At 43.8% G+C, this 22,664-nt stretch carries 21 protein-coding genes and 1 pseudogene; 10 read left to right on the top strand and 12 right to left on the bottom strand.

Features of this window, described 5'->3' with window-relative positions:
• Window positions 1-65 precede the first annotated feature (65 nt).
• From ACED28_RS01330 to hinT, 3 genes are all read right to left on the bottom strand, one after another.
• Window positions 66-449, bottom strand: a complete 384-nt coding sequence (locus tag ACED28_RS01330; RefSeq protein WP_009847158.1) for a YcfL family protein — start codon at window positions 447-449, stop codon at window positions 66-68.
• On the bottom strand, window positions 449-1,840 hold the full coding sequence (locus tag ACED28_RS01325) for a COG3014 family protein (protein WP_371709121.1): 1,392 nt from the start codon (window positions 1,838-1,840) through the stop codon (window positions 449-451). The genes ACED28_RS01330 and ACED28_RS01325 overlap by 1 nt, the downstream gene beginning before the upstream one ends.
• Before the next feature lie 259 nt (window positions 1,841-2,099).
• A complete protein-coding gene (hinT, locus tag ACED28_RS01320; RefSeq protein ID WP_012604413.1) occupies window positions 2,100-2,450 on the bottom strand; it encodes a purine nucleoside phosphoramidase in 351 nt (116 codons plus the stop codon).
• A gap of 270 nt (window positions 2,451-2,720) precedes the next feature.
• Here hinT and ACED28_RS01315 point away from each other — a divergent pair, with 270 nt between their 5' ends.
• Window positions 2,721-4,712: a methyl-accepting chemotaxis protein gene (locus tag ACED28_RS01315; protein WP_017096887.1), complete on the top strand. Its 1,992-nt coding sequence runs from the start codon at window positions 2,721-2,723 to the stop codon at window positions 4,710-4,712.
• 196 nt (window positions 4,713-4,908) lie between these two features.
• Window positions 4,909-6,075: a DUF1887 family protein gene (locus ACED28_RS01310; protein WP_009847162.1), complete on the top strand. Its 1,167-nt coding sequence runs from the start codon at window positions 4,909-4,911 to the stop codon at window positions 6,073-6,075.
• A gap of 346 nt (window positions 6,076-6,421) precedes the next feature.
• Here the strand turns inward: ACED28_RS01310 and udp are convergent, their stop codons facing one another.
• The 4 genes from udp to ACED28_RS01290 form a co-directional block, all read right to left on the bottom strand.
• Entirely contained in the window at window positions 6,422-7,180 is a 759-nt protein-coding gene (gene udp, locus ACED28_RS01305; RefSeq protein ID WP_009847163.1) for a uridine phosphorylase, read from the bottom strand.
• A gap of 313 nt (window positions 7,181-7,493) precedes the next feature.
• Entirely contained in the window at window positions 7,494-9,851 is a 2,358-nt protein-coding gene (locus ACED28_RS01300) for a zinc/cadmium/mercury/lead-transporting ATPase (RefSeq protein WP_371709120.1), read from the bottom strand.
• 171 nt (window positions 9,852-10,022) lie between these two features.
• Window positions 10,023-11,486, bottom strand: a complete 1,464-nt coding sequence (locus ACED28_RS01295; protein ID WP_009847165.1) for an MATE family efflux transporter — start codon at window positions 11,484-11,486, stop codon at window positions 10,023-10,025.
• A gap of 189 nt (window positions 11,487-11,675) precedes the next feature.
• Window positions 11,676-12,092: a CBS domain-containing protein gene (locus tag ACED28_RS01290; RefSeq protein ID WP_009847166.1), complete on the bottom strand. Its 417-nt coding sequence runs from the start codon at window positions 12,090-12,092 to the stop codon at window positions 11,676-11,678.
• Between the two features lie 286 nt (window positions 12,093-12,378).
• On the opposite strand from ACED28_RS01290, the gene ACED28_RS01285 reads away from it, so the two are divergent.
• A complete protein-coding gene (locus ACED28_RS01285; protein ID WP_012604416.1) occupies window positions 12,379-12,612 on the top strand; it encodes a hypothetical protein in 234 nt (77 codons plus the stop codon).
• A 238-nt stretch (window positions 12,613-12,850) separates the two neighbouring features.
• Here ACED28_RS01285 and ACED28_RS01280 read toward each other — a convergent pair whose 3' ends face one another.
• Window positions 12,851-13,837 carry a glycosyl transferase family protein gene (locus ACED28_RS01280; protein WP_371709119.1) on the bottom strand — a complete coding sequence of 329 codons (987 nt, stop codon included), beginning with the start codon at window positions 13,835-13,837 and terminating at the stop codon, window positions 12,851-12,853.
• Between the two features lie 167 nt (window positions 13,838-14,004).
• On the opposite strand from ACED28_RS01280, the gene ACED28_RS01275 reads away from it, so the two are divergent.
• From ACED28_RS01275 to ACED28_RS01250, 6 genes and pseudogenes are all read left to right on the top strand, one after another.
• Window positions 14,005-14,613 (top strand): TetR/AcrR family transcriptional regulator, encoded by a 609-nt coding sequence (locus ACED28_RS01275; protein WP_371709118.1) that lies wholly within the window; start codon window positions 14,005-14,007, stop codon window positions 14,611-14,613.
• A gap of 149 nt (window positions 14,614-14,762) precedes the next feature.
• Entirely contained in the window at window positions 14,763-15,122 is a 360-nt protein-coding gene (locus tag ACED28_RS01270; RefSeq protein WP_371709117.1) for a hypothetical protein, read from the top strand.
• A 91-nt stretch (window positions 15,123-15,213) separates the two neighbouring features.
• Window positions 15,214-15,813, top strand: coding sequence for a thiol:disulfide interchange protein DsbA/DsbL (locus tag ACED28_RS01265; protein WP_371709116.1), 600 nt, complete (start codon window positions 15,214-15,216; stop codon window positions 15,811-15,813).
• A 237-nt stretch (window positions 15,814-16,050) separates the two neighbouring features.
• Entirely contained in the window at window positions 16,051-16,545 is a 495-nt protein-coding gene (locus ACED28_RS01260) for a peptidylprolyl isomerase (protein ID WP_017101604.1), read from the top strand.
• Window positions 16,546-16,650 (top strand): annotated as a pseudogene (locus ACED28_RS01255) (hydrogenase); the annotation flags it as partial.
• A gap of 17 nt (window positions 16,651-16,667) precedes the next feature.
• Window positions 16,668-17,096, top strand: coding sequence for a MarR family winged helix-turn-helix transcriptional regulator (locus ACED28_RS01250; RefSeq protein WP_017101603.1), 429 nt, complete (start codon window positions 16,668-16,670; stop codon window positions 17,094-17,096).
• A gap of 94 nt (window positions 17,097-17,190) precedes the next feature.
• Here the strand turns inward: ACED28_RS01250 and ACED28_RS01245 are convergent, their stop codons facing one another.
• The 4 genes from ACED28_RS01245 to ACED28_RS01230 all read right to left on the bottom strand — a co-directional run bounded on the left by ACED28_RS01245 (window position 17,191) and on the right by ACED28_RS01230 (window position 20,804).
• A complete protein-coding gene (locus ACED28_RS01245) occupies window positions 17,191-18,051 on the bottom strand; it encodes a DMT family transporter (protein WP_371709115.1) in 861 nt (286 codons plus the stop codon).
• Between the two features lie 110 nt (window positions 18,052-18,161).
• A complete protein-coding gene (locus ACED28_RS01240) occupies window positions 18,162-19,259 on the bottom strand; it encodes an alkene reductase (RefSeq protein WP_371709114.1) in 1,098 nt (365 codons plus the stop codon).
• A 14-nt stretch (window positions 19,260-19,273) separates the two neighbouring features.
• A complete protein-coding gene (gloA, locus tag ACED28_RS01235; protein WP_371709113.1) occupies window positions 19,274-19,651 on the bottom strand; it encodes a lactoylglutathione lyase in 378 nt (125 codons plus the stop codon).
• 217 nt (window positions 19,652-19,868) lie between these two features.
• Entirely contained in the window at window positions 19,869-20,804 is a 936-nt protein-coding gene (locus ACED28_RS01230; protein ID WP_371709112.1) for a LysR family transcriptional regulator, read from the bottom strand.
• A gap of 330 nt (window positions 20,805-21,134) precedes the next feature.
• Between ACED28_RS01230 and ACED28_RS01225 the strand changes: the two genes are divergently transcribed.
• The gene (locus ACED28_RS01225; protein ID WP_371709111.1) at window positions 21,135-22,064 is read left to right on the top strand and encodes a hypothetical protein; all 930 of its coding nucleotides are present in this window, start codon (window positions 21,135-21,137) and stop codon (window positions 22,062-22,064) included.
• Window positions 22,065-22,664 lie beyond the last annotated feature (600 nt).

The raw sequence follows: 22,664 nt of genomic DNA, 5'->3' as shown, positions 1-22,664 counted from the left end.
GTTCTATCTCGTCTTTGCTATAAAGCTTGGAACCACTCTAAATATGAGCGGTTCCAAACGAAAGTTTACTGCTCTCTGAACTGAACTCTGAACTGAGTCGCTTTCGGATTTACCGACACTTCCGACAACGAAATACTTTCAAAGCCACGAACAATTGCTTGCTTCCAAGGGCCTTGCTTTAGGTTGACCTCAAGACCAGCATCGTCGTACCAGTAAAAGCGATAAAGGATATGTTGATCGCCTTTATAGTTACTGTTTAAACGCACGATTCCTCGCGTATGACCGTCGACGAGGTCAGTTCGGATATCTTCAACCTGTAAGCGGCTACCCAATACCTTATCACCAAAGAAAACGTTCTGAGTTTGACTATCTACCCTTACGCCAGCTGTATTATCAGCACAACCAGCCAGAGCCATAACCGCTGCTAAGCTCACTAACCACTTTTTCATTACAGCCTCCCTAGCTGTTTATGCCACATTGTTGCATTGTTTCCTTGTCGAGAAATCCACACCAAAGTGGTCTGCCCTTCTCGAATATCAAAGTCATACGTTTTAGCGCCCGCTTCTAACGTATATTGACCACTGTTTGCTACAAACGTGCTGGTCTTTATTTCCGCAGGCAAAGATTGCCAGCTTCGAGTGTCTGGTTGTTCCGTGAATGCATTCCAGACATTGAACAAAATGTTACCGACATCGTTACCTTGAGTTGCTTCTTTACGGATGCGATCTTTCGCGACCACACGTAACGCTTGGCGAATAACAATGCTCGTCATACGTTCAGATAAATCATTCTGCGCCATCGCATTCACATCCGTAATCAAATGCTCAGACAACGGTTGCCCACTGATTCGTAGCGCAGAAAAACGTTCTACGTTTTGGCGCGGGTAATATGGCAGCGCCAGAGAATATATTGCGCCCTGATCGCGACTGTCATAAATAGGCAAATCTAATCGCCAACTGTCCATCGCTTGAACTGCACTTTGTTCTTGAAGCACAATTAATCGCCCTTCGCTTGCCCCTAACTTAGATGACTGTTTGTAGCGCTTTTTCAGTGTTGCTAAATCTTGTCGCATGCCTAAGCGAGCAGCTGTTGCCATGGTTCTATCGATGATTTCTTGGTTCTCAGGCATGATGGCCAAAGCACGTCGATAGTCCACATAAGCGCTGTTCAGATCGTTAGATGCTTCGTAAAGCAGACCAGACAAAAACATCAGATACGCATTTTGCACAGATTGCAGCTTTTTACCCGCATCAGGATAATTCGCAAGAATACTACCCACGTTGGCAGACAACCCTTGAGATTTTGCGTCGCTAGCAGCACTTTCTAATTCAGCTTCACGTTGTTTCTTGGCTTGTTCCTGAACTTGGTTAGCGCGACGCATTTCGATCACCGCACCTTCTAAGTCATTTTTCTTTAAATAATTCAAACCAAGATATAAATGCAGAAAGCCCAACTCATAATCGGCTGGCACATACTCGGTAATATTGTCATTCACAGCCAACGCGCCGACACTGGTTGCACTGTCTGATACAGAGATCACCGCTTTACTTTGCTGATCTTTTACTGCCTGATCGGCCAGTTCGAGCGACGACTTACTCTCAGGATATTTTTGATCAAGTAGATTAATTCTACCTTTTTCAAAGTTATCAAGAATGTCACCTGCTACGTAATCTGGTAACTCTTGTTGAGCCGTTGAATAATCCCCAGACTTGACTGCTTGGTAAATTTCTTTGTTTTGCGCGCTGTAATGACTGAACAGGCTCCCTGCCGACATATTCGCACAACCCGCTGTCAACGCCGATAACAGGGCAATGGAAGCGAATCTAAACTGGTGCTTCACTTATCGTCTCCGTGCATGTTTAAAATGCCAACTTTGTTAGGTCTCATTATCAAAACGAAACACGTTGTAAAAAGGATCTTAAGCAAGGTAATCCCTTGCTTAATTAGCTCTGCCTGAGCGAAGCCGATATTCAGACAACAGATAAAACTAAAAGTTGGCATACAAACAACAAATTTTCCAACTCGCTGTTTATGTTAATTAACCATTAACTTGTATTAACGAGACCATTAACTGTTTCGTTAGCTTATTAGCCTTTTAATTAACTCATTAAAAGCGGGCCAAGCGGGCGGCCACCAACCAAATGCATGTGAATATGGTAAACCTCTTGGCCACCGTGAGAATTGCAGTTCACAATAAGACGATAGCCATCTTCTGCAATGCCTTCTTCTTTTGCTAACTTACGAGCAACAGTAAACATACGTCCCATCATTGCTTCATCTTCCGTTTCAACATCATTCGTTGTTGGAATCAGCTTGTTAGGAATAATTAGAATATGACTAGGAGCACGAGGGTTAATATCGCGAAATGCGGTTACTAAATCGTCTTGGTATAGTAGATCTGCTGGGATTTCTTTATTGATGATCTTACTAAAAATGGTTTCTTCAGCCATGTGTCTCTCCGATAAAACATTTATTTTTTAATGCTTTGAGTATGCGCTATGCCGCATCAAACCACAATAAACCTGCTTTAAAGCATAATAAAAAACACCGTTCAAATCAAAAAAAACACGCCTTACCTCTCAAGAACAGCATATTGGCTAGGACAAAGGGCTATTTTTGATGTGTGCGTCATAAAATGCGTAAGCCGAGCTCAATAGAATCCTGATAATTTTGTTTGTTTTGACCTGGTATTAGGTCCACATTTATTTAGGGAGAAAGTCATGAAGGGATCTGTGATCAAGCGTATGTACGCTGGTTTCGCACTGATCATCATCATGTTCGCAGTCACGATAACCATCATGATGAGCAGCATGAATCAGATACATAGCAATTTTGAGAGCGTCTCAAAAGTCTCATTGCCGCTGGTTGCGCTTTCAAACCAAACAAGTGTCCAATTACTTTCCGCTGACAAGTCATTTAAAGACTTCTTAACCACACAAAATTCTGAGCGTATGTCTGCAATGCGTACAGAGTTTGCTGCATCACAAAACGCTTTTTCTGAAGTTCTAGGTAGCCTAGAAACAGCAAGCCAAGACAATACCTCGCTCACTGAGCGCATCACGCAATTAAGAGCGATGGAAGAACGTTACTTCACCGAAGCAGATGAAGCGATGAACAATTATATCGCTATGTTTGAGGCGCAAGAGCAAGTACAAAAAGCATCACGTGATTTCCAACGCTTACATTCAGAATTGACCGTTGGCATGAAAGAGTACGTTGCCGACCAAAAAAGCATCTCTGTAAAAGTGATGGCAAAGAGCTACTTTATTAAACTACAAGACGCCGAGGTGATTACCTCTGATGCACTAGCAAGTTCTGATGTTGCCTTCGTACAAAAAGCCGTCAACCAAAACAAAAAGGCCGTTACCCACCTAAACTACGCGTACCGTGGTTTAGCGACACAATTGCCTGCGATAAAAAATGTTTTCGATGAATCGGTTAAAAACTTCACCAAAGACGTGGGACAAAAAGGCGGTGTTTTAGATAAACATAATAACTATCTGAAAGCGAAAGAAGCCTTGTACATCAACATTGCTAATCTAGCCGTTGAAGTCGACCAAGCAATGGCGGTACTGGATTCTTTCAACGTCACAGCGGAAGAGCAACTCAACTCATCATTAGCAGATGCGAGCAGCATCTACGACAACGGTCTATTCAAAGCGATTGCAATTGGCATTGTTGTCACCGTATTCGCTGCAGCAATTGGTTACCACATTGCACATAGTGTAAGAGAGCCACTAACGCGTATCCTAGGTACATTAGAAGGCCTGACTGAAGGAGATATGACTCAGCGTATCGATATTCGATACGACAACGAATTCAGCCGAGTAAGCCGTCACATCAATACCTTAGCCGACAACCTGCACAATATTCTGGTGAAACTGAATGACGCTTCAGATGACCTAACCAATACTGCAAGCGTAAACCAAAAAACCTCTTCTGAGACACAGGCTCAATTGAACAGCCAGCGTGAACAAACAGCAACCGTCGCAACGGCAATGACACAAATGTCTCACTCTGTACAAGAAGTAGCAAACAGCGCGCAAAGCTCGTTAACTATGGTTCAACAAGTAGAATCGGCTTCTGAATCAGGTCGTCAGGTCATGAACACCAACATCAGTACCATTAATCAACTTGAGGTGCGCCTGACTGAATCCGTGGGTGCTGTAGGCGAGCTACAACAAATGAGTAGCCAGATTGGCTCTATCCTCGATGTTATTCGTGGTATTGCAGATCAAACCAACCTACTTGCACTCAACGCAGCAATCGAAGCCGCGCGCGCAGGTGAACAAGGCCGTGGATTTGCTGTAGTTGCAGATGAAGTCCGAGTACTGGCACAAAAGACAACTCAATCGACGTCTGAAATTGAGACCATGATCAGTAACCTACAATCAAGTTCTAAAACAGCAAGCAATGTGATTGAAAGCTGCATGAGCGATATGGATATGTCGGTTGAACAAGCTTCAAGTGCTAATAGTGCTATGGAAGAAATTCAGGCATTGATTCTAGAAATCAGTCGAATGAGTACGCACATTTCTCAAGCCGCGGCTGAGCAGAGTGAAACTTCGGGTGATATCGCGCGTAACATTGAAGACATCAACCAGATTGCTGATAAGAGTTATCAAGCGATGTCATCAATTGCAGAGGCAAGCCAAAACCTAACAATTCTGGCAAACCAGCAAGGTGATTTAGTTCATCAATTCAAGCTATAAATAAACGAAGAACCAATAGATATTCACCTGAAATGTTGGGATATCTCACCCAATAGTGATAACTAATTGAACAAGGGCAACTTTTATCAAGGGTTGCCCTTGTTTTTTATGAGCTTTGTCATTATATGATTATAAAGGCTTGCTGCTTCCCGTTTTTCTTTCACCTTTATGAGCGAGCCGCTATTAAGGAATTTATATGGCTGTTCATGTTGGCATTATCGATCAAGACCCCATTCGGTTGATCACCCCACTACTCGACAACCGAACGATCAGCACTCACATCGTGTTCATCGGTGACAAAAATCAAATCAGTATCTATCAACGCTTAGACAGCGTTTTGCAGAAGCGTGATATTACGAGTGAATTTTTCGAGATTCCAACTATCGTAAACACCTCTGCAATTAAAGAATCGATCCAAAACCTTGCTGAAGACTTAAAAGCTCGGGGACAAGAAGTGAAGCTCAACGCAAGTTGTGGCCTTCGTCACCGCCTACTGTCTGTCTACGAAGTATTTCGTACTTACCACTGGCCAATCTTTGTTGTTGAACCAAACAGTGACAAGCTGTGCTGGCTTTACCCGAATGGGAAAGAAGACGCACAAGTTCAAGACCGCATCACTATCGATGACTACTTAACGGTATTCGGTGCTCGTGGTGAATTCAGCGATGTACAACTGTCTCCGCAACTTGACCAAAAACTGTATGAACTGGGTGAGCGTTGGGCAAGTAACGCATTAGAATTAGGCCCAGGTCTTGCTACATTGAACTACCTTGCAACAACCTGCCGTAAAGAACAGAGGCTTGATGTGGGCTTGTCTGAGAAGCAACAAGGTTATCGCGAGCTGAACATGCTGTTGAGCGATTTGGTTGAAGCTAAGATTGCCACTTATGACAATGGTATTTTGACGTTTGCCAATGAAGACGCGCGACGCTTCTCAAACGGCGAATGGCTTGAAACATTGGTTCATAGCACCGTTAAGCAGATCCAAGATGACATGCCGACCATTCAAGATCGCTCTTTGAATGTTCAGGTTTATCGTCAACTCGGTGAGCGCGAAGTTCGTAATGAGCTTGATGTTGCTTCTGTAGTGAACAATAAGCTGCACATCATCGAGTGTAAGACCAAAGGTATGCGAGATGATGGCGATGATACCTTGTACAAGCTGGAATCGCTCAGAGACCTGCTAGGTGGCCTACAGGCCCGTGCAATGTTGGTGAGCTTCCGCCCTCTTCGTCATAATGACATCACACGAGCAGAAGATCTTGGCCTAGCATTGATTGGCCCTGACGAATTAAAAGATCTTAAAACACATCTCGCGGCATGGTTTACCGCTGCCGGTGGTGATGAAGATTTAGAGTGCTAATTTAAGAAACTCGAACATATCGAATTCTCAAAAAACAAAAAGGCGAATGACCACTTAAGTCACTCGCCTTTTTTGTACCCGTAACTATTATGCCAATCGTAGTAAATGACTTATATCCACTACCCCGCCCGTATTGACAAGGTCTAAACTTTACAGCATCTAGATGTTCACAAGGTTTAGAGCTCACAAGGTCTACGTTTACAAAGTCTAAAGCTCGCAAGGTAAAAAGCTCAAAGGACTTGTAAACACCCAAAAAAATGGCCACATCATTCGATGTGGCCATTTTCAAAATTTGAAGTCATTTTAAGACTTAAAGCACTTGAAAACTAAAAGTACTGTTACCGACTTAAAGCATTTTACGAGCAGCTTCTACAACCACTTTGATTGAGCGCGCTTCCGTTACTTTTAGTGTCTCGTGATCAGGTATCTCTTTTTGAGTACGGTTGATGATCACACCAGCAACACAACCTGCTTTCAAACCAGAACTTGCACACATTGTTAGTAGCGTTGCAGATTCCATTTCGAAGTTAAGAACACCCATGTCTTGCCATTCTTGCATAGAACCTTGGAAACGCTTAACCACGCGACCAGAGAACGTGTCGTAACGCTCTTGACCTGGGTAGAAAGTATCACTTGAAGCGGTTACGCCCATGTGAACTGCTGCGCCTGATTCTTCAACTGCTGCTTTCATTGCTGTAGCAACTTCGAAGTCAGCAACTGCTGGAAACTCCATAGGAGCGAAGTGTAGGCTAGCGCCGTCTAGACGAACAGAACCCGTAGAAACAATCATGTCACCCACGTTTACGTGAGGTTGGATCGCACCAGTCGTCCCAACACGTAGGAAAGTACGAACGCCAAGCTGAGCAAGCTCTTCAACTGCGATAGAAGTAGATGGGCCGCCGATACCTGTTGAACATACAACAACTGGCTTACCGTCTAGCTCTGCGCGGTAAAGCGTGTATTCACGGTGACTCGCAAGAAATACGGGATTCTCCATCTCTTCTGCAATTTTTTGCACACGAGCAGGATCACCAGGAATGATCGCAAGAGTAGCACCGTTAAGATCTGCTTCAGTAACACCTAAGTGGAAAACAGCTTGAGACATAGTTCGCTCCTTTTGGCTTATTGGGCTTTTTACCCTTATTTAAGCTCATAGTAAATTCGTGGGGTACGAACACACTCTAACCAAGCTCATAATGAAATGAAGTGACGAACATCACACCAATGATCGCAACAACATTTCAGGTTTCACGAAAAACCGATTGGCATCACAAAAATAAGCAATCAGAACGGCTGCGTTGCATACTAATGAGACAAAAAGCGCCTTTAACGTATGACCGCTAAAGGCGCTTTTATGCGAGATGCTTCTTATATAAGACGCTTTTAAAATTAAGAGCGTCTATGTCTGAGAGCTGAACTTAATCCGCTTTAGACTTGAATCGAAGCAGGCGCAGTGCGTTGAGTGTCACCAGAGCTGTCGCGCCACTATCTGCAAGAACGGCAACCCAAAGCCCGGTAATACCAAGCAAACTGGTCACCAAGAACACACCTTTCAAACCGAGCGCTAGTGCTACGTTTTGACGAATGTTATTCATGGTCGCTTGCGACAATTCAATCATCGCGGGCAGCTCAGTTAAACGGTTGTGAGTCAGTGCTGAATCTGCCGTTTCAAGCGCAACATCAGTACCACCACCCATAGCAATACCTACATTCGCCGTTTTCATTGCTGGCGCATCGTTGATGCCATCACCGACCATAGCAACGTGTGACTGTTGAGATAACTCTTCAACATAAGACACTTTGTCACTTGGAAGCAGGCTCGCTTTATATTGCATACCAATTTTGCTGCTGATCGCTGCTGCACTTCGTGGGTTGTCCCCTGTGAGCATGATAGATTGAATACCCAAGTCATTAAGTCGTTCAATCGCAAGCTTAGCGTCACTACGTAACGTATCTTGCCACGCAATCAAACCAATCACAGTCGTAGCTTGTTCTGTTGACTCTTCTAGATCTTTAAGCTCAAGAGCAACCACAACCGTCTTGCCCTCGCCTTCTAATGCTTCTACCTGAGAAACCACATCGGGTCCAAGAGCGAACGTGACTTTAGACGGTGATAAAACCTGATACTTAACACCATCGACATCGCCTTCAACACCGCTACCAATGAGCGCTTTCTTGTTGTGTGACTCAGGGATCTCAACATTCAGCTCTTTAACTTTAGCGACAAGCGATTGCGCCAAAGGATGAGTCGAACCAACTTCAATCGCCCCAACTACACGAAGCATAGCGTCTTGTTTCCAACCTGATAGAGGTTGAATATCCGTAACCTGAGGCTTGCCTTCAGTCAGCGTACCTGTCTTATCAAAGGCAATCGTTTGAATTTTTCCTAGCTGCTCTAGTGCCGCGCCGCCTTTAATTAATGCGCCACGTTTCGCCGCTGCTGCTAAACCAGAAGTAATTGCAGCAGGTGTCGAGATTACCAACGCACACGGACAAGCAATCAACAATAGAGCTAGACCTCGGTAAACCCAAGTTTCCCAAGGCTGCGCGAACAGCAATGGTGGGGTGATGATGACCAACAGAGCCACCAACATCATTAGTGGTGTGTACCAGCGGCTAAACTTATCGAGGAAACGTTCAAGCGGTGCTTTACGAGATTCTGCTTCTTCAATCAAGTGAAGAATACGGTCGATCGCATTCTCACCCTGTTTTGACGTGATGGTGATACGAACGACTTTATCGACCACCACAGCACCAGCCATGATGCTGTTGCCTGCTATATGTTCGACAGGAACAGACTCACCCGTTAGCGCACTTTCATCAAAGCTCGCAGCGTCGGTAATAAGTTGACCATCAGCAGGTAAACGAGAACCCGCTGCCACTTCAATCACGTCACCAGGAGCAAGTTCACTTACTGCAACGTCAACACGGTCGCCGTTGATAATCTTGGTGGCATTTTCTGGCACCAATGCCATTAAGGCTTGAACACCACTTCTTGCTCTTGATGAAGCAAATGCCTCTAGACGCTCACCAATCAAAAACAGTAACAGAACCATCGCAGCTTCAGCGGTTTCGCCAAGGTATAAAGCACCGAGCGCGGCAACACTCATTAAGGTTTCGATTGCAAACGGCGTACCTGAACGTGCCAACTGAACTGCTTTCTTGGCCACTGGATACAAACCAAGCAAACAGGTTACGGTAAACAAACCTTCACTCAGTTGAGGAGAAATACTTTTCAACAGTGCTGCGAAGAGCATTGCGGCTGCAATCGCTATAATTTGTAAATTAGGTTGGATATGAGCTTGCCAAAAAGTCTCGGGGTGCTGTTTTTCTTTTTTAGAACCAACTTCCGAAAGAGGGAAGCCCGTTTTGATAGAGACCTGTTCAATGGTGTCGGCAAGACTTTCATTGTCGAATTTCACAACTAGCTTTTCGGTGGCAAAGAGAACTTTGGCTTGAATAACACCTTCAATGTTACTAACGGCTTTCTCTATTTTTTTAGCACAAGCTGGGCAGTCCATTCCTGAGACCAACCAACTTTTAGAAAATTGGGCATTTAAAGTTTGAGTAGAGGACTGACTGTCTTCTTCTCCACTGTCTGAACCACAACAATCATCTCCTGACGATGAAGACGCAGTAGCAGAAGAGCTGCAGCATGAAGATGAAGTACCGGCTGCGGTAATGCTTGAAATTTTAGGGCTAGAGCAACTTGCTCCAGTCGCTTGTGGTTGAACGTCCACTTTTGTTGAGCGGCACGCTGCGTGTTTTGCGCACATAATGTATCTCCTTAATACTCAAAAGCCTTGAGGTTGTTGCTCACTCATGAGCAACAGAACCTTAAGTACAACAAAAGTATAAACCTTGGAGACTACTCCAAGGTCAAGAACAAATTGTCCAAGACCAAGAAGAAATTTACAAACCAACTAATCTATATTGGAGTGTCGCTGTTATTGCGACTTGAGCTCTTTACACTCTTCTCTGTTCGCCGATACATCATCAATAAGAACGGCATCATGTGAACAGAATGGTTGTGTATTCAAGCTGACTATCGACACATCGTCTTCTACAGGATCAACTTGGGAACCTTGCATAAGCTCGGCAATATGATAGCGAAGCACTAGGGTGCCGAGTATTCCGAACAAAACATTGCCCAAGGCTTGCCCATACAGCACACCCAATGCGCCATACCATTGCGAGCCTAAGTAAACGAACGGCAATGTACCGAGAGTGGCTTTACCCAGATTCAGTGCTGTCGAGTAAAGCGGTTTACCTAGATTATTAAAAGACGTGTTGGCAACAAACAGTGCGCCGTTGAAGGTGAAGGTCAACGCTACATAGGTACAGAATGCGGCAACAATAATTGCTGCATCACCTTGTAGGCTAAAGCCTTGGATCACATAGTCTTGGACAAAGTATAAGAGAATACAAACGGCGATGGTGTACGCCGTAGTAACCAACAATGAGTTGTTGAGTGTTTCTTTTACTCTGTCCATTCGTTCTGCACCAAAGTTTTGCCCAATGATAGGGCCCACAGCGCCAGACAAAGCAAAGATAACCGCAAAACAAACCGGCGTCAGACGACCTATCACAGCAAAGCCCGCGACAAAATCCTCTCCGTATTGTGCAATCCCCGTCGTTACAATCGCATTACCGATAGGCGTTGCGGTATTGGTGATAATAGCAGGCAGCGCAATAGCCAATATTGGTCGAATATTAATGCGCCATTGTACAAGAGAAGGGGGAGCCACCAGCTGGTGACTGCGAATCAAAGGGTAAAGCGAGAAAAAGAGCACCGAAAAACGAGCAAAGACAGAAGCGATAGCCGCCCCTTCGATGTTCCAACCAAAACCAAAAATAAACAAAGGGTCGAGAATCGCGTTAACAATGCCGCCCGACAAGGTCGCCCACATCGAACGTTTGGCATCCCCCGCGGCTCTCAAGCCTGCACCCGCAGCCATCGCTAGCGCTAGAAATGGCCCGCTTGGCAATAAGATCTGCAGGTAAGCTTGCGCCCGCTCTGCGGCCACCCCCTTTGCACCAATCGCAGCAAGCAGCTCTGGGATATAGGCGAACATCACCGCAGTAATCGTCAAACTGATGACAAAAGCGGTCAGCATAATACTCGTGGCGAGGTTTCGAGCGTGTTCTTGATTCTTTGAACCAATAGCTTTGGAAACCAACGCACCCATAGCAATAGAAGTACCGATCGAAACGGAGGTAGAGAAAAATGTCAGTGTGCCTGCAAAACCAACAGCCGCGGCCAATTCGACTTGTCCCAACATACTGATGAACAACATATCGAGTAAATCGACCACGAATAACGCCATCAAACCAACAGAGCCAGCCCCCGACATCACCAATATGTGGCGCATCGTTGAACCTTCTACAAACTTCGCAGTTTGATTTGACATGAAACCTCCAAAAGTTGGAACACCACAAAATAAAGCTCTATAAGCTAGTCAGCCACAAACTAGGGGATCGACAAAAAAGATCCACCAAGAAAAGCTCTACAAAGAAAAAAGGCGCTAGTGCGCCTTTTCAATTGAGGGTATTGAGAAAAATAATCGTTCTTAACACACCACTATACATGATGTTTAAAACTATACCTGATGTTTAAAGCATTCATCTAAGTTCTTGCCGATTGCTCTCAAAACATCGGTTCGAGTAATCATACCCACTAGCTTTTTGTTATCGAGTACCGGATAAGCTTTGGGTTTTCCAACTTGCATCATATCTGCCAATTCAATAATGGATAACTCAGGTGATACCGAGAGAACTTCTTGGTACATACAATCACCTACAATATGCGTGTCTTGGCAGAAATAGCTCACCTTCACTAACTTCTCGAGTAAATCTTGTTCAGAAAGGAAACCAATCACTTGTTCATTATCATCAATGACTGGACCACCCATATGATGGCTGCGCATTACTCTGTCTAACGCGAGACTTAACGGCATGTCAGGAGTGAATGTCACAACCTGCGGCGTCATGTAATCTTTCACTTTAATAGAATGCATTGCGTTCTCCCTAAAATACGTTTTGTTATCGATTTTTCTATCGTGTTACCTTAATTGTTGTCTAAAATCTTGATTTTACTAAATGGATTTCAACAATTTTATTGATAGGCAAAACCTACCAAAGCAAAAAACGAGGTAACAAAAGGCTTGCACGCATGCCTATGAAGCAAAAATTTAAACACCGCTTACAAACTCTTACCTTTGATTCCTCCCATAAGCTAGCCTGAATACATAAATACTGTAACCTTCATCACACTAATAATAAAAAGCTCAGCTTAGGTAATTTATGCAACACGACAACAACATGTACGCGTATGTTTATGCAGACAACGAAGGTACAGAGAACACACTTATCGCTACTGTCGACAACCAAGAAAAGCCCCTAATCTCAAGCTGTTTTAATGAGATAAAGCGCATGTCTAACTTAGCTATTGATCTTGCAGCAGAACACAACTTGAAAGTGAAACTGGTTAAATACGGAAGAGAACAAGAGATCGACTTCGGCCTATTCCTAAAATAGCGCAGTCATAACGCATGTCTTGTTCGGCAAGCTTAAGCAGCATGGTCAACAGCACAGAACACCGTTGAATAACATGTTATGAGTAGGCAATCACCTTGACAATGATTGCCTACTTAATTCAACAGCGAATACCTACCACGGTAAATATACGAAAAAGGCCAGCATTCGCTGACCTTCTCATTCACGATTTCAATCGCTATACGTTATTTGCTAGCTCTTAACGACTGGCTAGTAGCTACTAACGAGTGCAATAGGCTTCCCACAAACGCGCTGCCTTTGAGTAAGCTTCAGCCTTATCATGCGTTTCTGCAAATAAAATCGCCGTCATACTATCCACAACACTATTCGCCATCAACTCCATCTCATCTTCCGGTGTACCCAGTACACATTCAGAAGGTAGAGGCAGTTGGGTGTTCATGGTGCCTTCCCAGTAGAAAGATTCTACCTTTTCAGGAGAACTCATCCAGACCGTTTGACTTACCTTGGGGTTGTATTCTGATTCGCCATTCATGCCTTTAAATGAAATCACCGAGTGGGATTTATTGCCAATCACATGCTCAACTTCTGCATGAAGCTGTGGGAATCCAGGGTGAAAGCTGCCACGCAAGCCTAAACGTCCACCACCAGGGTTCAATGCACGAACAACGGTATTAATCGGAGTTCTCAGTCCATAACGATGTTTCCAACCAATCATGGTTTGAGCTTGTGGGGCGAAGTTCGCCAAAGGCAAGTAAGCAATACCATCGGCTTCTAGAATCTGCTTTGCGTCTTGCGGATCTTGCGCGCTGCGAACGCCGACACATTCTAAATGCGTTTCGGCATGCGTACGACCACTGGGTTTGTCCATGTAGCCATGCATTAATACTTTATAGCCGTTGTCAGCTAGAATTTTTGCTGCCAACAGGTTCCAAGGCTTTCCACTGGCGTTATCGTTACGCTTACCTGCATAACACGGCCAATCGATATCAGCACCTAAGTCTGGCACTCGAGATTGAAACGCTTTTACAAAGCCTGCGATCTCTTCATTGGTTTCATTCTGCACACGAATCAACATCAGTAGCATAGCCATTTGGTCGTCACCGACCTCTCCGCTTAAATACTCATCCATGATGCGGTAGGCTTGTTCGAACGACAAAGGCTTACGACCTCTTTCCCCTCGTCCAACTGTACGAATACACTCTAAAATACTACTCATTGATTGTTTATTCTCTTCCGTTGATATCAATAAAATTCGAATACGTTTTCGATTCTATGACACCCGCAGTTCATTGCAAAGCGATTCAGGTGCTAGCGTGCTAATTACCAATACACTGATTGGTATTCTAAAAGTAAACTTACTGGTGTAAAATTAGAGTATGCAATGCTAACCGCGACATATTGAGTAATATCCAGATGACGGTAAAAAAAACACTAAGCCAAAGAAAACGCGAATCTATCGTGGCCGCTGCCATCGCAGAGTTTACCGAGCATGGCTATAAAGCCACCAGCATGGATAAAATATCGAGCCGCGCGGAAGTATCAAAGCGCACGGTTTACAATCACTTTGCGAGTAAAGAACTGCTACTGGATGAGATTTTAGACAGCATTTGGAGCAAAACACTCGCAGCGACTCAGTTCCCCTATCAAGCCGAACAACCGCTAGATGAACAACTTACCTCTATAGCCAACCAAGAACTTGATCTTCTCGAGTCTGAAGGTTTCATCGACTTATCTCGCGTACTGTTCTCTGAATATTTTCATAACGCAGAACTCGCGCATCAAGCGATGGAAAAATATTCTCAAGCAGAAAGCGGCCTGACGACTTGGATCAAAGCGGCATTGGCTGATGGGCGTTTGGTTGAACTCGACCCATTGTTTGCATCCACTCAGTTTATCGCCCTGCTGAAATCTTTTGCATTTTGGCCACAGATCATTGGTCATGCGCCCTCTCCTGATAAGCAGCACAAGCAAATAATCATTAATTCCAGCGTCGAGATGTTCCTTAAACAGTACCAAGCGTAATAAAAGTTGAGCTCTGCTAAGTTTTGTTGGGTTTAATTAGAGATGCGTAAACGAGTGATGTATCATGCGCTCGTTCTACGCTTTCCTGTTTAGCGGTTGCAGAATGTGATTCATACCAACCTTAATTCGGACACAAAGACCAATATTCCATGCCAAAGTTGATAAGCAAAATTTGGGTACATGCTTTTATGCTATTCGCTATGTTAGTGGCCACCGTCAGTGTGGACAGTATCGCGAACGCCAATGCTATGCAGGTAACTCAAAATCTATCAACCTTATCGCTGAACACCGATTCCTCATTCGACACCAGTGACTCACTCCCATATTCCAGCGCGCAACCCAATGTAGAACACCACTGCTGTGGCTCTGTATGCTTGCTTAAAATGCCACCGTTGATTGTGTCAGAGTCTTTTGATACCCAAATTGGTTCATTGGTTTTGATCGAGAAAGAGCCTTCACACAAGGCAATCATGTCGCCACAAGCTCCTTATCGCCCTCCTATTTCTTAATTGTTTGTCCCTGTTTGGCAACGCTTGCCAACGTATTACTAATACAGCTCTATCGCTGTAAACAATGACATCCAAATTTAGGAAATAACACATGAAAAAGCTATTTAGCCTATTCGCAGCTCTGATCATGAGCGCTTCAATTAATGCCGCTCAGTTTGAAGAAGGTACTCACTACAAGATCCTCGACGTAGCGAAAGCAGATAAACCTGTCGTTACCGAGTTCTTCTCGTTTTACTGCCCTCATTGCTACAAATTTGAAGGCGTCATTGAGTTCCTTAAACAAGATCTACCAGAGTCAGCAAGCTTTCAAAAAGTGCACGTAGCGTTTATGGGCAACGACATGGCTGTGCCTATGGCAAAAGCTTACGCGACCATGATTGCACTCGACGCTGAAGACAATATGGTTCCAGCAATGTTCGCCAAAATTCACGAGAAGCAACAGACTCCAAGAAACGAAGCGGAACTGCGCCAGATCTTCCTTGATAACGGTATCGATGCGAAGAAGTTTGATGCGGCCTACAACGGTTTCGCAGTTAACTCAATGCAGAAGCGTTTTGATAAGCAGTTTAATGCGAGCACATTAACTGGCGTTCCAGGCGTATTAGTTAACAACAAATACATCGTAAAACCGGATCAAATCAAGAGCTACGAAGAGTACAACCAGCTGGTAAATTACCTTCTAACGCTTTAATCAAAAGCAATAATCTTTAAAACCTCAAAAGCCAGCGACCTGTTCGTTGGCTTTATTGTCTATACAAGTGAAGTGAGCGCGCAACGCACGCTCGAAGATCATTCAGATCACCCTTGAATACACGTCAAAATCACTGTTCACTGGCATCCGTCGTTATTTCTCATATACTGCACCCTATTACGTCATCCACTACTCTGTAGTACTCAAAATATTAGTACTCGAACATTGGGCACCTTTATGATTATTCTGACCACTAACTTTGGCGACATCGAAATTGAACTTAACCTTGAGAAAGCGCCAGTAAGTTCAAAAAACTTCCTTAAATACTGCCAAGAAGGCTTCTATGAAGGCACCACATTTCACCGTGTAATTGAGGGTTTCATGATTCAAGGTGGTGGACACACTATAGACATGACAGAGAAGCCAACACACGCACCTATCGTCAATGAAGCAAATCGTGGACTAAAGAACGTGATTGGCTCAGTGGCAATGGCTCGTACAGACGCACCACACTCAGCAACGGCGCAGTTCTTTATCAACCTTGACGACAATGATTTCCTTGACCATACCGCGACCAGCAACGCAGGTTGGGGTTACGCAGTGTTTGGCAAAGTATCGGCAGGCATGGACGTGGTCAACAAGATTGCTGTCGCTCCAACGACCACTCGCTGGGGACACGAAGATGTACCTTGCGAAGATATTATGATTACCAAGGTCACGATTCGCGATTAATTCAAAATTAGCAGTCAATTCGCTTTTTTATCAAATAACGAAGCAATGTTGGTGCTAATTGCATCGGTATTAGTTACGATGACAATAGTTGTAATGTCATCGTAAGAATTAGGTACTGACGGATGTCACAAGAATTTGATAGGCAAAATAGCTTTGGTTGGATGATCAACGTGATCGCCAATAAAGCGAGCAAAGATTTCGACACAGAATTGAAAGAACATGGCTTAACCATTGCGCTCTGGCCAACCTTGATGTGCCTATGGGAAGAGGAAGGTATTACTCAGCGTGATATCGCGGCAAAGTCCAAAGTCGAGAATTCAACGACGACTCGCACACTAGACAAGCTAGAAAAGCTTGAGCTGGTTGAACGCAGAGCCGATCCAAACAGTCGTCGTTCTTTCAGAATCTACTTAACGGAAAAAGGGAAAGCACTCGAAGAACAGTTGATTCCAATCCCTACTCGTTTAAACAAAGAACTGATGAATGAGTTGGACGCTGAAGAACAACAGCAGATGATCAAGCTACTTCAAAAGATGGTCGCAGCAATCTGATCTTACTGTGACCGGAGCTTACTGCTAGTACATGCTTAATGAGCTATAAAAATGCGCTAACAACCAACGAGCACTCGGCCTTGCGCCGAGTGTTTTATTTTCGTCTCGACCATTTGATATAACAAAATAACGAACCAATAATTACCGCTCCGCCTAGTAGCTTTTGCATCTCAACCGTTTCTCCCAACACGCTGACACTCAATAACAATGTCCACACCGGCTCAAGAATCATGATCAATGCCGCCACTTCCATGTTCACGGAGTGCTGACCGACAGTTTGCAACAAGTAACGAATAGACGTTGCGATCACCGCTGAGACGATAAACCAGAATATTAAGGTTTGAGTTATTTCAAACTCTGGTTGAGTGGTCATCGAAGCAAACGCTAACCCACTAACACCCACCACAAAAAGCTGAACGCAAATTGAAGCTATAGGTTTGATATTAGTAATCACTCGCTTATTCATGACAAAGTGAACCGAAAGCAACATCGATGCTAATAGGAAATAGAGCTGACTCTGCTCAACGTGCCAACCGTTAGTTAGGGTCAGTAGCAACATACCGATAATCGCAATTGGAAATGACATCCAGAAGGCACGATTAGGCTTAACTCGAAATATAACCCAAGAGACAAACGGCGCGATGATCATGGCTAAGCTCATGATAAACGCTCCTTCCGACAAACTTTCCGTCATCGATACTGCATACACCCAGACTTGCAATGAAGCAGACAGCAACAAGCCAACGCCGCAAAGAGAAAGTACCTGCTTAAGCGAAAGCTTACGAATGTGATGAATACAAAATGGCAAAAGAATCAAACTCGCGACGAAGAATCGCACACCAATGAACACTGGCCCAGGCATTTCTAACACCACCAGCTTAGATGCAATCCATCCAATCCCAGCTAACAAGGTAGCAAATAGGAGATAAAGCTCTCCGCGCATCGCTTTCATCATCTTACTTGGTCCAATAACAAAAAAAGCAACCCGACTCTGCAAGGTTGCTTTTTATAAACATTCAACAGGATCGAGATATTATCTCAATACTCTGCTTCAGGCAGCTATTTTTAGCCTGCGTATTTTGGGTAATCCGTTAAACCTTTTTCAGCACCACCAAACAATGTGTTTGGATCGTGCGCTGCTAATGGGTAACCATTTTGAATACGAGCGGGTAGATCTGGGTTTGCGACGAATGGACGACCGAAACCAACCATATCAGTTACGCCTTCAGCAACCGCTTTTTCGCCGCGCTCGCTGTCGTATTTACCTGCGTAAATCAACACGCCGTTGTAAGCTTTACGAACCGCTGCTTTAAACGCTATTGGCGTTTCAGGTGCGTCGTCCCAATCGACTTCTGCCACGTGCAGATAAACAATGTTGTATAGGTTAAGTAGCACCGCCGCCGCTGTGTAAGTCTCTACTGGCGTAGCGTCAACCGTACCATTCAACGATGTGAACGGAGCAAGGCGAACACCTACGCGGTCAGAGCCAATCGCTTCAACCATAGCTTCAACTACTTCGCCTAGGAAACGTAAACGGTTTTCAATTGAACCACCGTATTCGTCAGTGCGGTTGTTTGCTTCAGAGTCGATGAATTGGTTAATCAAGTAACCATTCGCCGCGTGAAGTTCGATACCATCAAAGCCCGCTTCAATCGCGTTCAAAGCCGCTTGGCGGTATTGACCAACCACGTTTTTGATGTCTTGTTTCGTCATCTCACGAGGTTCAACCACATCCACAAAACCCGGTTCATCAGTGCCATTATCGATGAATACTTTTACGTTCTCTGCTTTAAGTGCAGAAGACGAAATTGGTTGTTCACCACCAATGTTGTCTGGGTGTGTTACACGGCCTACATGCCAAAGTTGAGCGAAGATAACGCCCTCTTTTTCATGTACTGCATCGGTGACTTTTTTCCAACCCGCAATCTGCTCATCAGAGTAGATACCCGGAGTCCAAGCGTAACCTTGACCCATAGGTGAAATTTGTGTGCCTTCAGCGATAATCAAACCTGCAGAAGCGCGTTGAGCGTAGTAAGCCGACATCATATCGTTTGCTGAATTGCCAGGTTGCGTTGCGCGAGAACGCGTCATCGGTGGCATAACAATACGGTTTTTAAGTTCGATATTACCAAGTTGAATTGGTTGAAATAGTGCGTTTGTCATTGTTATATCCTCGATTAACCCAGTTGAATCAGTTCGATTTGGTAGCCATCTGGGTCTGTGATAAATGCGATGTGCGTTGAGCCACCTTTTACTGGCCCCGCTTCGCGAGTGACGTTGCCACCCAGTGATTTGATCTTGTCGCATGCGTCGTAAATATCTTCCACACCCAATGCCAAATGACCAAACGCGCTGCCCATCTCGTACTCATTCGTGTCCCAGTTGTACGTGAGCTCGATAGTCGTGCCGCCTTGTTCGTATCCAACGAAAACCAAAGTGTAGCGGTAGTCGTTGTTTTCGTGGCGTTCAAGCTCTTTCATGCCTAATACTTTGGTGTAGAACTCGATAGACTTGTCTAAATCAGCAACTCGGATCATTGTGTGTAGGAATTTCATATTTCACCCTTATTGGCACCACAAGCATTGCGCCGTTATGATTTTGAGTGGAGGTTATCCACTAATCTCTGAGTGAAATAATACGATTCAGCGAGGAATTAATGAAATTATCAAAAATTCTCAATGTGATAATTTTTTGTTATGAACTTTATGACTAGCACGAACTCAATGACACAAAAAAGGGAAGCCAATGCTTCCCTTCGAGTTAGACTCTCAATTAAAACCGCAAACGCCTATCTTTAAGCGTCTTCGACATCGCATCTGATGTACTGATGACTTGTTCTCGGAACCATTTATGAGCAGGGTCATTATTCTGCTTCTTTAACCAAATCAAATAGTGGGATATAGGCTGATATTCAAAAGGTGGCTTAAACAACTGTAAACCCAGCCTTTCTTGAAACTGCACAGCCATAGATAAAGGCACTACGGTGATGTAATCCGATTGGCTACATAGCAAGATATTACTGAACAGTGATCGGCCGTGAAACACGATTTTACGCTTAGATAAATCCAATGATGTGTAGTGATTTAAACTGCGAACTTTCCGCCGTGTTCTATCTAATACGGCATGCTTTTCATTCATGAATTGCGCTTCGCTGATTTCACCTTGGATTCTCGGGTGATCCTCTCTACACACAATAACAAACTCGCCTTCATATAGAGTTTCACTAACAATGCTTGGGTGTTCAGGTACCACAATATCGATCATTGCATCGAACTCTTGAGTCAAAAGGTCTTCGTAAATACGCTCATCACTGTCTGGTTGGTCAAAGACTTCTAGCGATAGATTTTGATTAGGAAGCGCAGCAAAACTATTGAGTAAAATCCACTGTAAGTGCTCAGGTGAAGAAATCACAAACTTACGTTCAGAGGATTGCTCATCAAAATTAGCCATCGACTGAAATACATCATTCAATTCATGAATCGGCGTTTTGATTTGTTCATACAAACTTTGAGCATAAGAAGTAGGCGTAACACCTCGTCCTTTACGAACAAAAAGCTCTTGGCCTATCTCTTTTTTCAGTCGTGCCAATGCGGTACTAATGGTCGATTGATTGGTGCTGAGTTGATCCGCGGCTTTATTCAAACTGCCCTGCTCCATCACCGCAGAAAACACAGCAAGTAGGTTGAAATTGGGGATTTCGTTGCTCATATATCATTACTCGTTAGGCGACCATAAACACCATGCTATCGTAAAAACGATTAAATATCGTCAATAAAAACATTTGTTAAAGGTATAACGCATCGATTATTTTGCTAATAAATAGCATATTAACCAGACTTTACTCACACTCATCAACCCTCAATAAATCTTCATATATTGAGACAATAAAGCCCTCCCTTCTCCGTAAGCCCTTTAATAATGGGGCGTACTTCATGCAACGCGCTTTGAAATCACAACATTGTCTCAAATTACATGACACTGAGTTTCCGTTCGGTACATATACATTCCTTTTGTGAATACTACAATGGCACCAAAATAATGACCCTCGGTATCAATATGAAAAACACTAAAATAATTTCCCTACTCTTAAGCGGTGCGGCTATCGCTTACTCTGGTTCTGCGCTGGCTGAAAAGGAACAACTCTCAGTTCAAGAAGCGGCAAAAAAATCAGCAAACCCAGTATCAGATGTATGGATGCTAATTACTCAAAATGATTATACTTTTCTAGAAAAAGAAGATGGTCACCATGAGATGCAAAACCGCTTCAGCTTTCAACCAGTAATGCCGGTTCCTATAATGGATGGTGAATGGAACTTGGTGAACCGTTTGGTTGCCAACCACTACAGTTCACCAGGCGATCGTGAAAACGGTGATTTCTTTGAAGGACGTACAAACGATATGGGAGACACTGTCTTTCTATCAATGGCAGCGCCTAACCGTGATGACGGCTGGATTTGGGGTGTTGGTCCAACGGTGATCATGCCAACTGGTACTGATGGTTTAACCCAAGATAAATGGCAAGTAGGCCCTGCGGCAATGGTCGCTCGCCTTGGTAAAGAAACCGGTAACCCAGCAAGTATTGAAAGCTGGAACGTTGGTTTCTTAGCTCAGCAATGGTGGGATGTAGGCGGTAGCGACAGCGTTACTGAATCAACCAATCAAGCGGACATCCAGTACTTCTTAAACTATCGTGTCAGCAACACCGCGTTAATTGGTATGACGCCTAATATTCAAATTGATTGGACAAAAGATGGTTCCGACCAATTTACTGTACCTGTCGGGTTAGGCTATATCGATATGTTTAAGATTGGACCGATGCCTGTTCGTTGGGGTGTAGAACTTCAATATTACGTAATGAAACCAGACGCAAATGTTAATACGACCAATCCAGCTGAGTATGTGCCATATGCACCAGATTGGAACCTAAAATTCTTTATTGCTCCTGTTACATTAAACCCGTTCAAATAATCGATTAAAATCCTCCCTAGAGCTGGTCTAATTTATTCAATATTTTAGGCCAGTCTTTTTAGTACTTTTCATCGACTTCTATGATCCAAACCAAGTTAATGAACAATGTTTTCTATCTGTATATGAGCCTTTTCAAATAAATCACTTTACCGATTTAGAGTTATAACTACTAATCGTAATTACGATATTATCAAATCGTAATTCTGGGTAGATACTGGTCAAAACTCTTCCTATTATCCTGCTAACAAATCAATCACCAGCCCAAATAGAAAACTGACAAATGTTTTACTTTGGTATGTCAATTGTCATGGAAGAGCCCCTCGATTGTCGAGGTAATACACGTAATAAAAACAGTCGCTAGAAAGCCGCGCGAATATTAATTCGAACGCTTCATAGCCATTTCATTTACGTCTGCTGACAAATAATAAAGATTGATTTGTAGAGAAGCATATTCGCTTCTTGATACCGAGAATCGGTTGTCTGGACTGGCTTTGTTGCGTAATTAAATTTAAAGATAGAACAACCCCGTTTCGCGTATTTCTTAATCAATACGACAAGTTTCAGGCATACCTAACCCAGTAAGCTTGTTCAACGCTTTTA

It is taken from the genome of Vibrio sp. 1F253, from assembly GCF_041439295.1.
Lineage (GTDB): Bacteria > Pseudomonadota > Gammaproteobacteria > Enterobacterales > Vibrionaceae > Vibrio > Vibrio tasmaniensis_A.
Note: the sequence above shows the minus strand (reverse complement) of the source record. Positions and strands in the feature narration are given on the sequence as shown.

Excerpts from the sequence above, each read along its gene's own strand:
- ACED28_RS01330 (WP_009847158.1), bottom strand. The coding sequence starts at position 449 with ATGAAAAAGTGGTTAGTGAGCTTAGCAGCGGTTATGGCTCTGGCTGGT.
- ACED28_RS01225 (WP_371709111.1), top strand. The coding sequence starts at position 21,135 with ATGACCCTCGGTATCAATATGAAAAACACTAAAATAATTTCCCTACTC.
- ACED28_RS01290 (WP_009847166.1), bottom strand. The coding sequence starts at position 12,092 with ATGCATTCTATTAAAGTGAAAGATTACATGACGCCGCAGGTTGTGACA.
- ACED28_RS01295 (WP_009847165.1), bottom strand. The coding sequence starts at position 11,486 with ATGTCAAATCAAACTGCGAAGTTTGTAGAAGGTTCAACGATGCGCCAC.
- ACED28_RS01300 (WP_371709120.1), bottom strand. The coding sequence starts at position 9,851 with ATGTGCGCAAAACACGCAGCGTGCCGCTCAACAAAAGTGGACGTTCAA.
- gloA (WP_371709113.1), bottom strand. The coding sequence starts at position 19,651 with ATGAAATTCCTACACACAATGATCCGAGTTGCTGATTTAGACAAGTCT.
- hinT (WP_012604413.1), bottom strand. The coding sequence starts at position 2,450 with ATGGCTGAAGAAACCATTTTTAGTAAGATCATCAATAAAGAAATCCCA.
- ACED28_RS01230 (WP_371709112.1), bottom strand. The coding sequence starts at position 20,804 with ATGAGCAACGAAATCCCCAATTTCAACCTACTTGCTGTGTTTTCTGCG.
- ACED28_RS01270 (WP_371709117.1), top strand. The coding sequence starts at position 14,763 with ATGCCAAAGTTGATAAGCAAAATTTGGGTACATGCTTTTATGCTATTC.
- ACED28_RS01275 (WP_371709118.1), top strand. The coding sequence starts at position 14,005 with ATGACGGTAAAAAAAACACTAAGCCAAAGAAAACGCGAATCTATCGTG.
- ACED28_RS01285 (WP_012604416.1), top strand. The coding sequence starts at position 12,379 with ATGCAACACGACAACAACATGTACGCGTATGTTTATGCAGACAACGAA.
- ACED28_RS01245 (WP_371709115.1), bottom strand. The coding sequence starts at position 18,051 with ATGATGAAAGCGATGCGCGGAGAGCTTTATCTCCTATTTGCTACCTTG.
- ACED28_RS01240 (WP_371709114.1), bottom strand. The coding sequence starts at position 19,259 with ATGACAAACGCACTATTTCAACCAATTCAACTTGGTAATATCGAACTT.
- ACED28_RS01260 (WP_017101604.1), top strand. The coding sequence starts at position 16,051 with ATGATTATTCTGACCACTAACTTTGGCGACATCGAAATTGAACTTAAC.
- ACED28_RS01250 (WP_017101603.1), top strand. The coding sequence starts at position 16,668 with ATGTCACAAGAATTTGATAGGCAAAATAGCTTTGGTTGGATGATCAAC.
- udp (WP_009847163.1), bottom strand. The coding sequence starts at position 7,180 with ATGTCTCAAGCTGTTTTCCACTTAGGTGTTACTGAAGCAGATCTTAAC.
- ACED28_RS01265 (WP_371709116.1), top strand. The coding sequence starts at position 15,214 with ATGAAAAAGCTATTTAGCCTATTCGCAGCTCTGATCATGAGCGCTTCA.
- ACED28_RS01310 (WP_009847162.1), top strand. The coding sequence starts at position 4,909 with ATGGCTGTTCATGTTGGCATTATCGATCAAGACCCCATTCGGTTGATC.
- ACED28_RS01315 (WP_017096887.1), top strand. The coding sequence starts at position 2,721 with ATGAAGGGATCTGTGATCAAGCGTATGTACGCTGGTTTCGCACTGATC.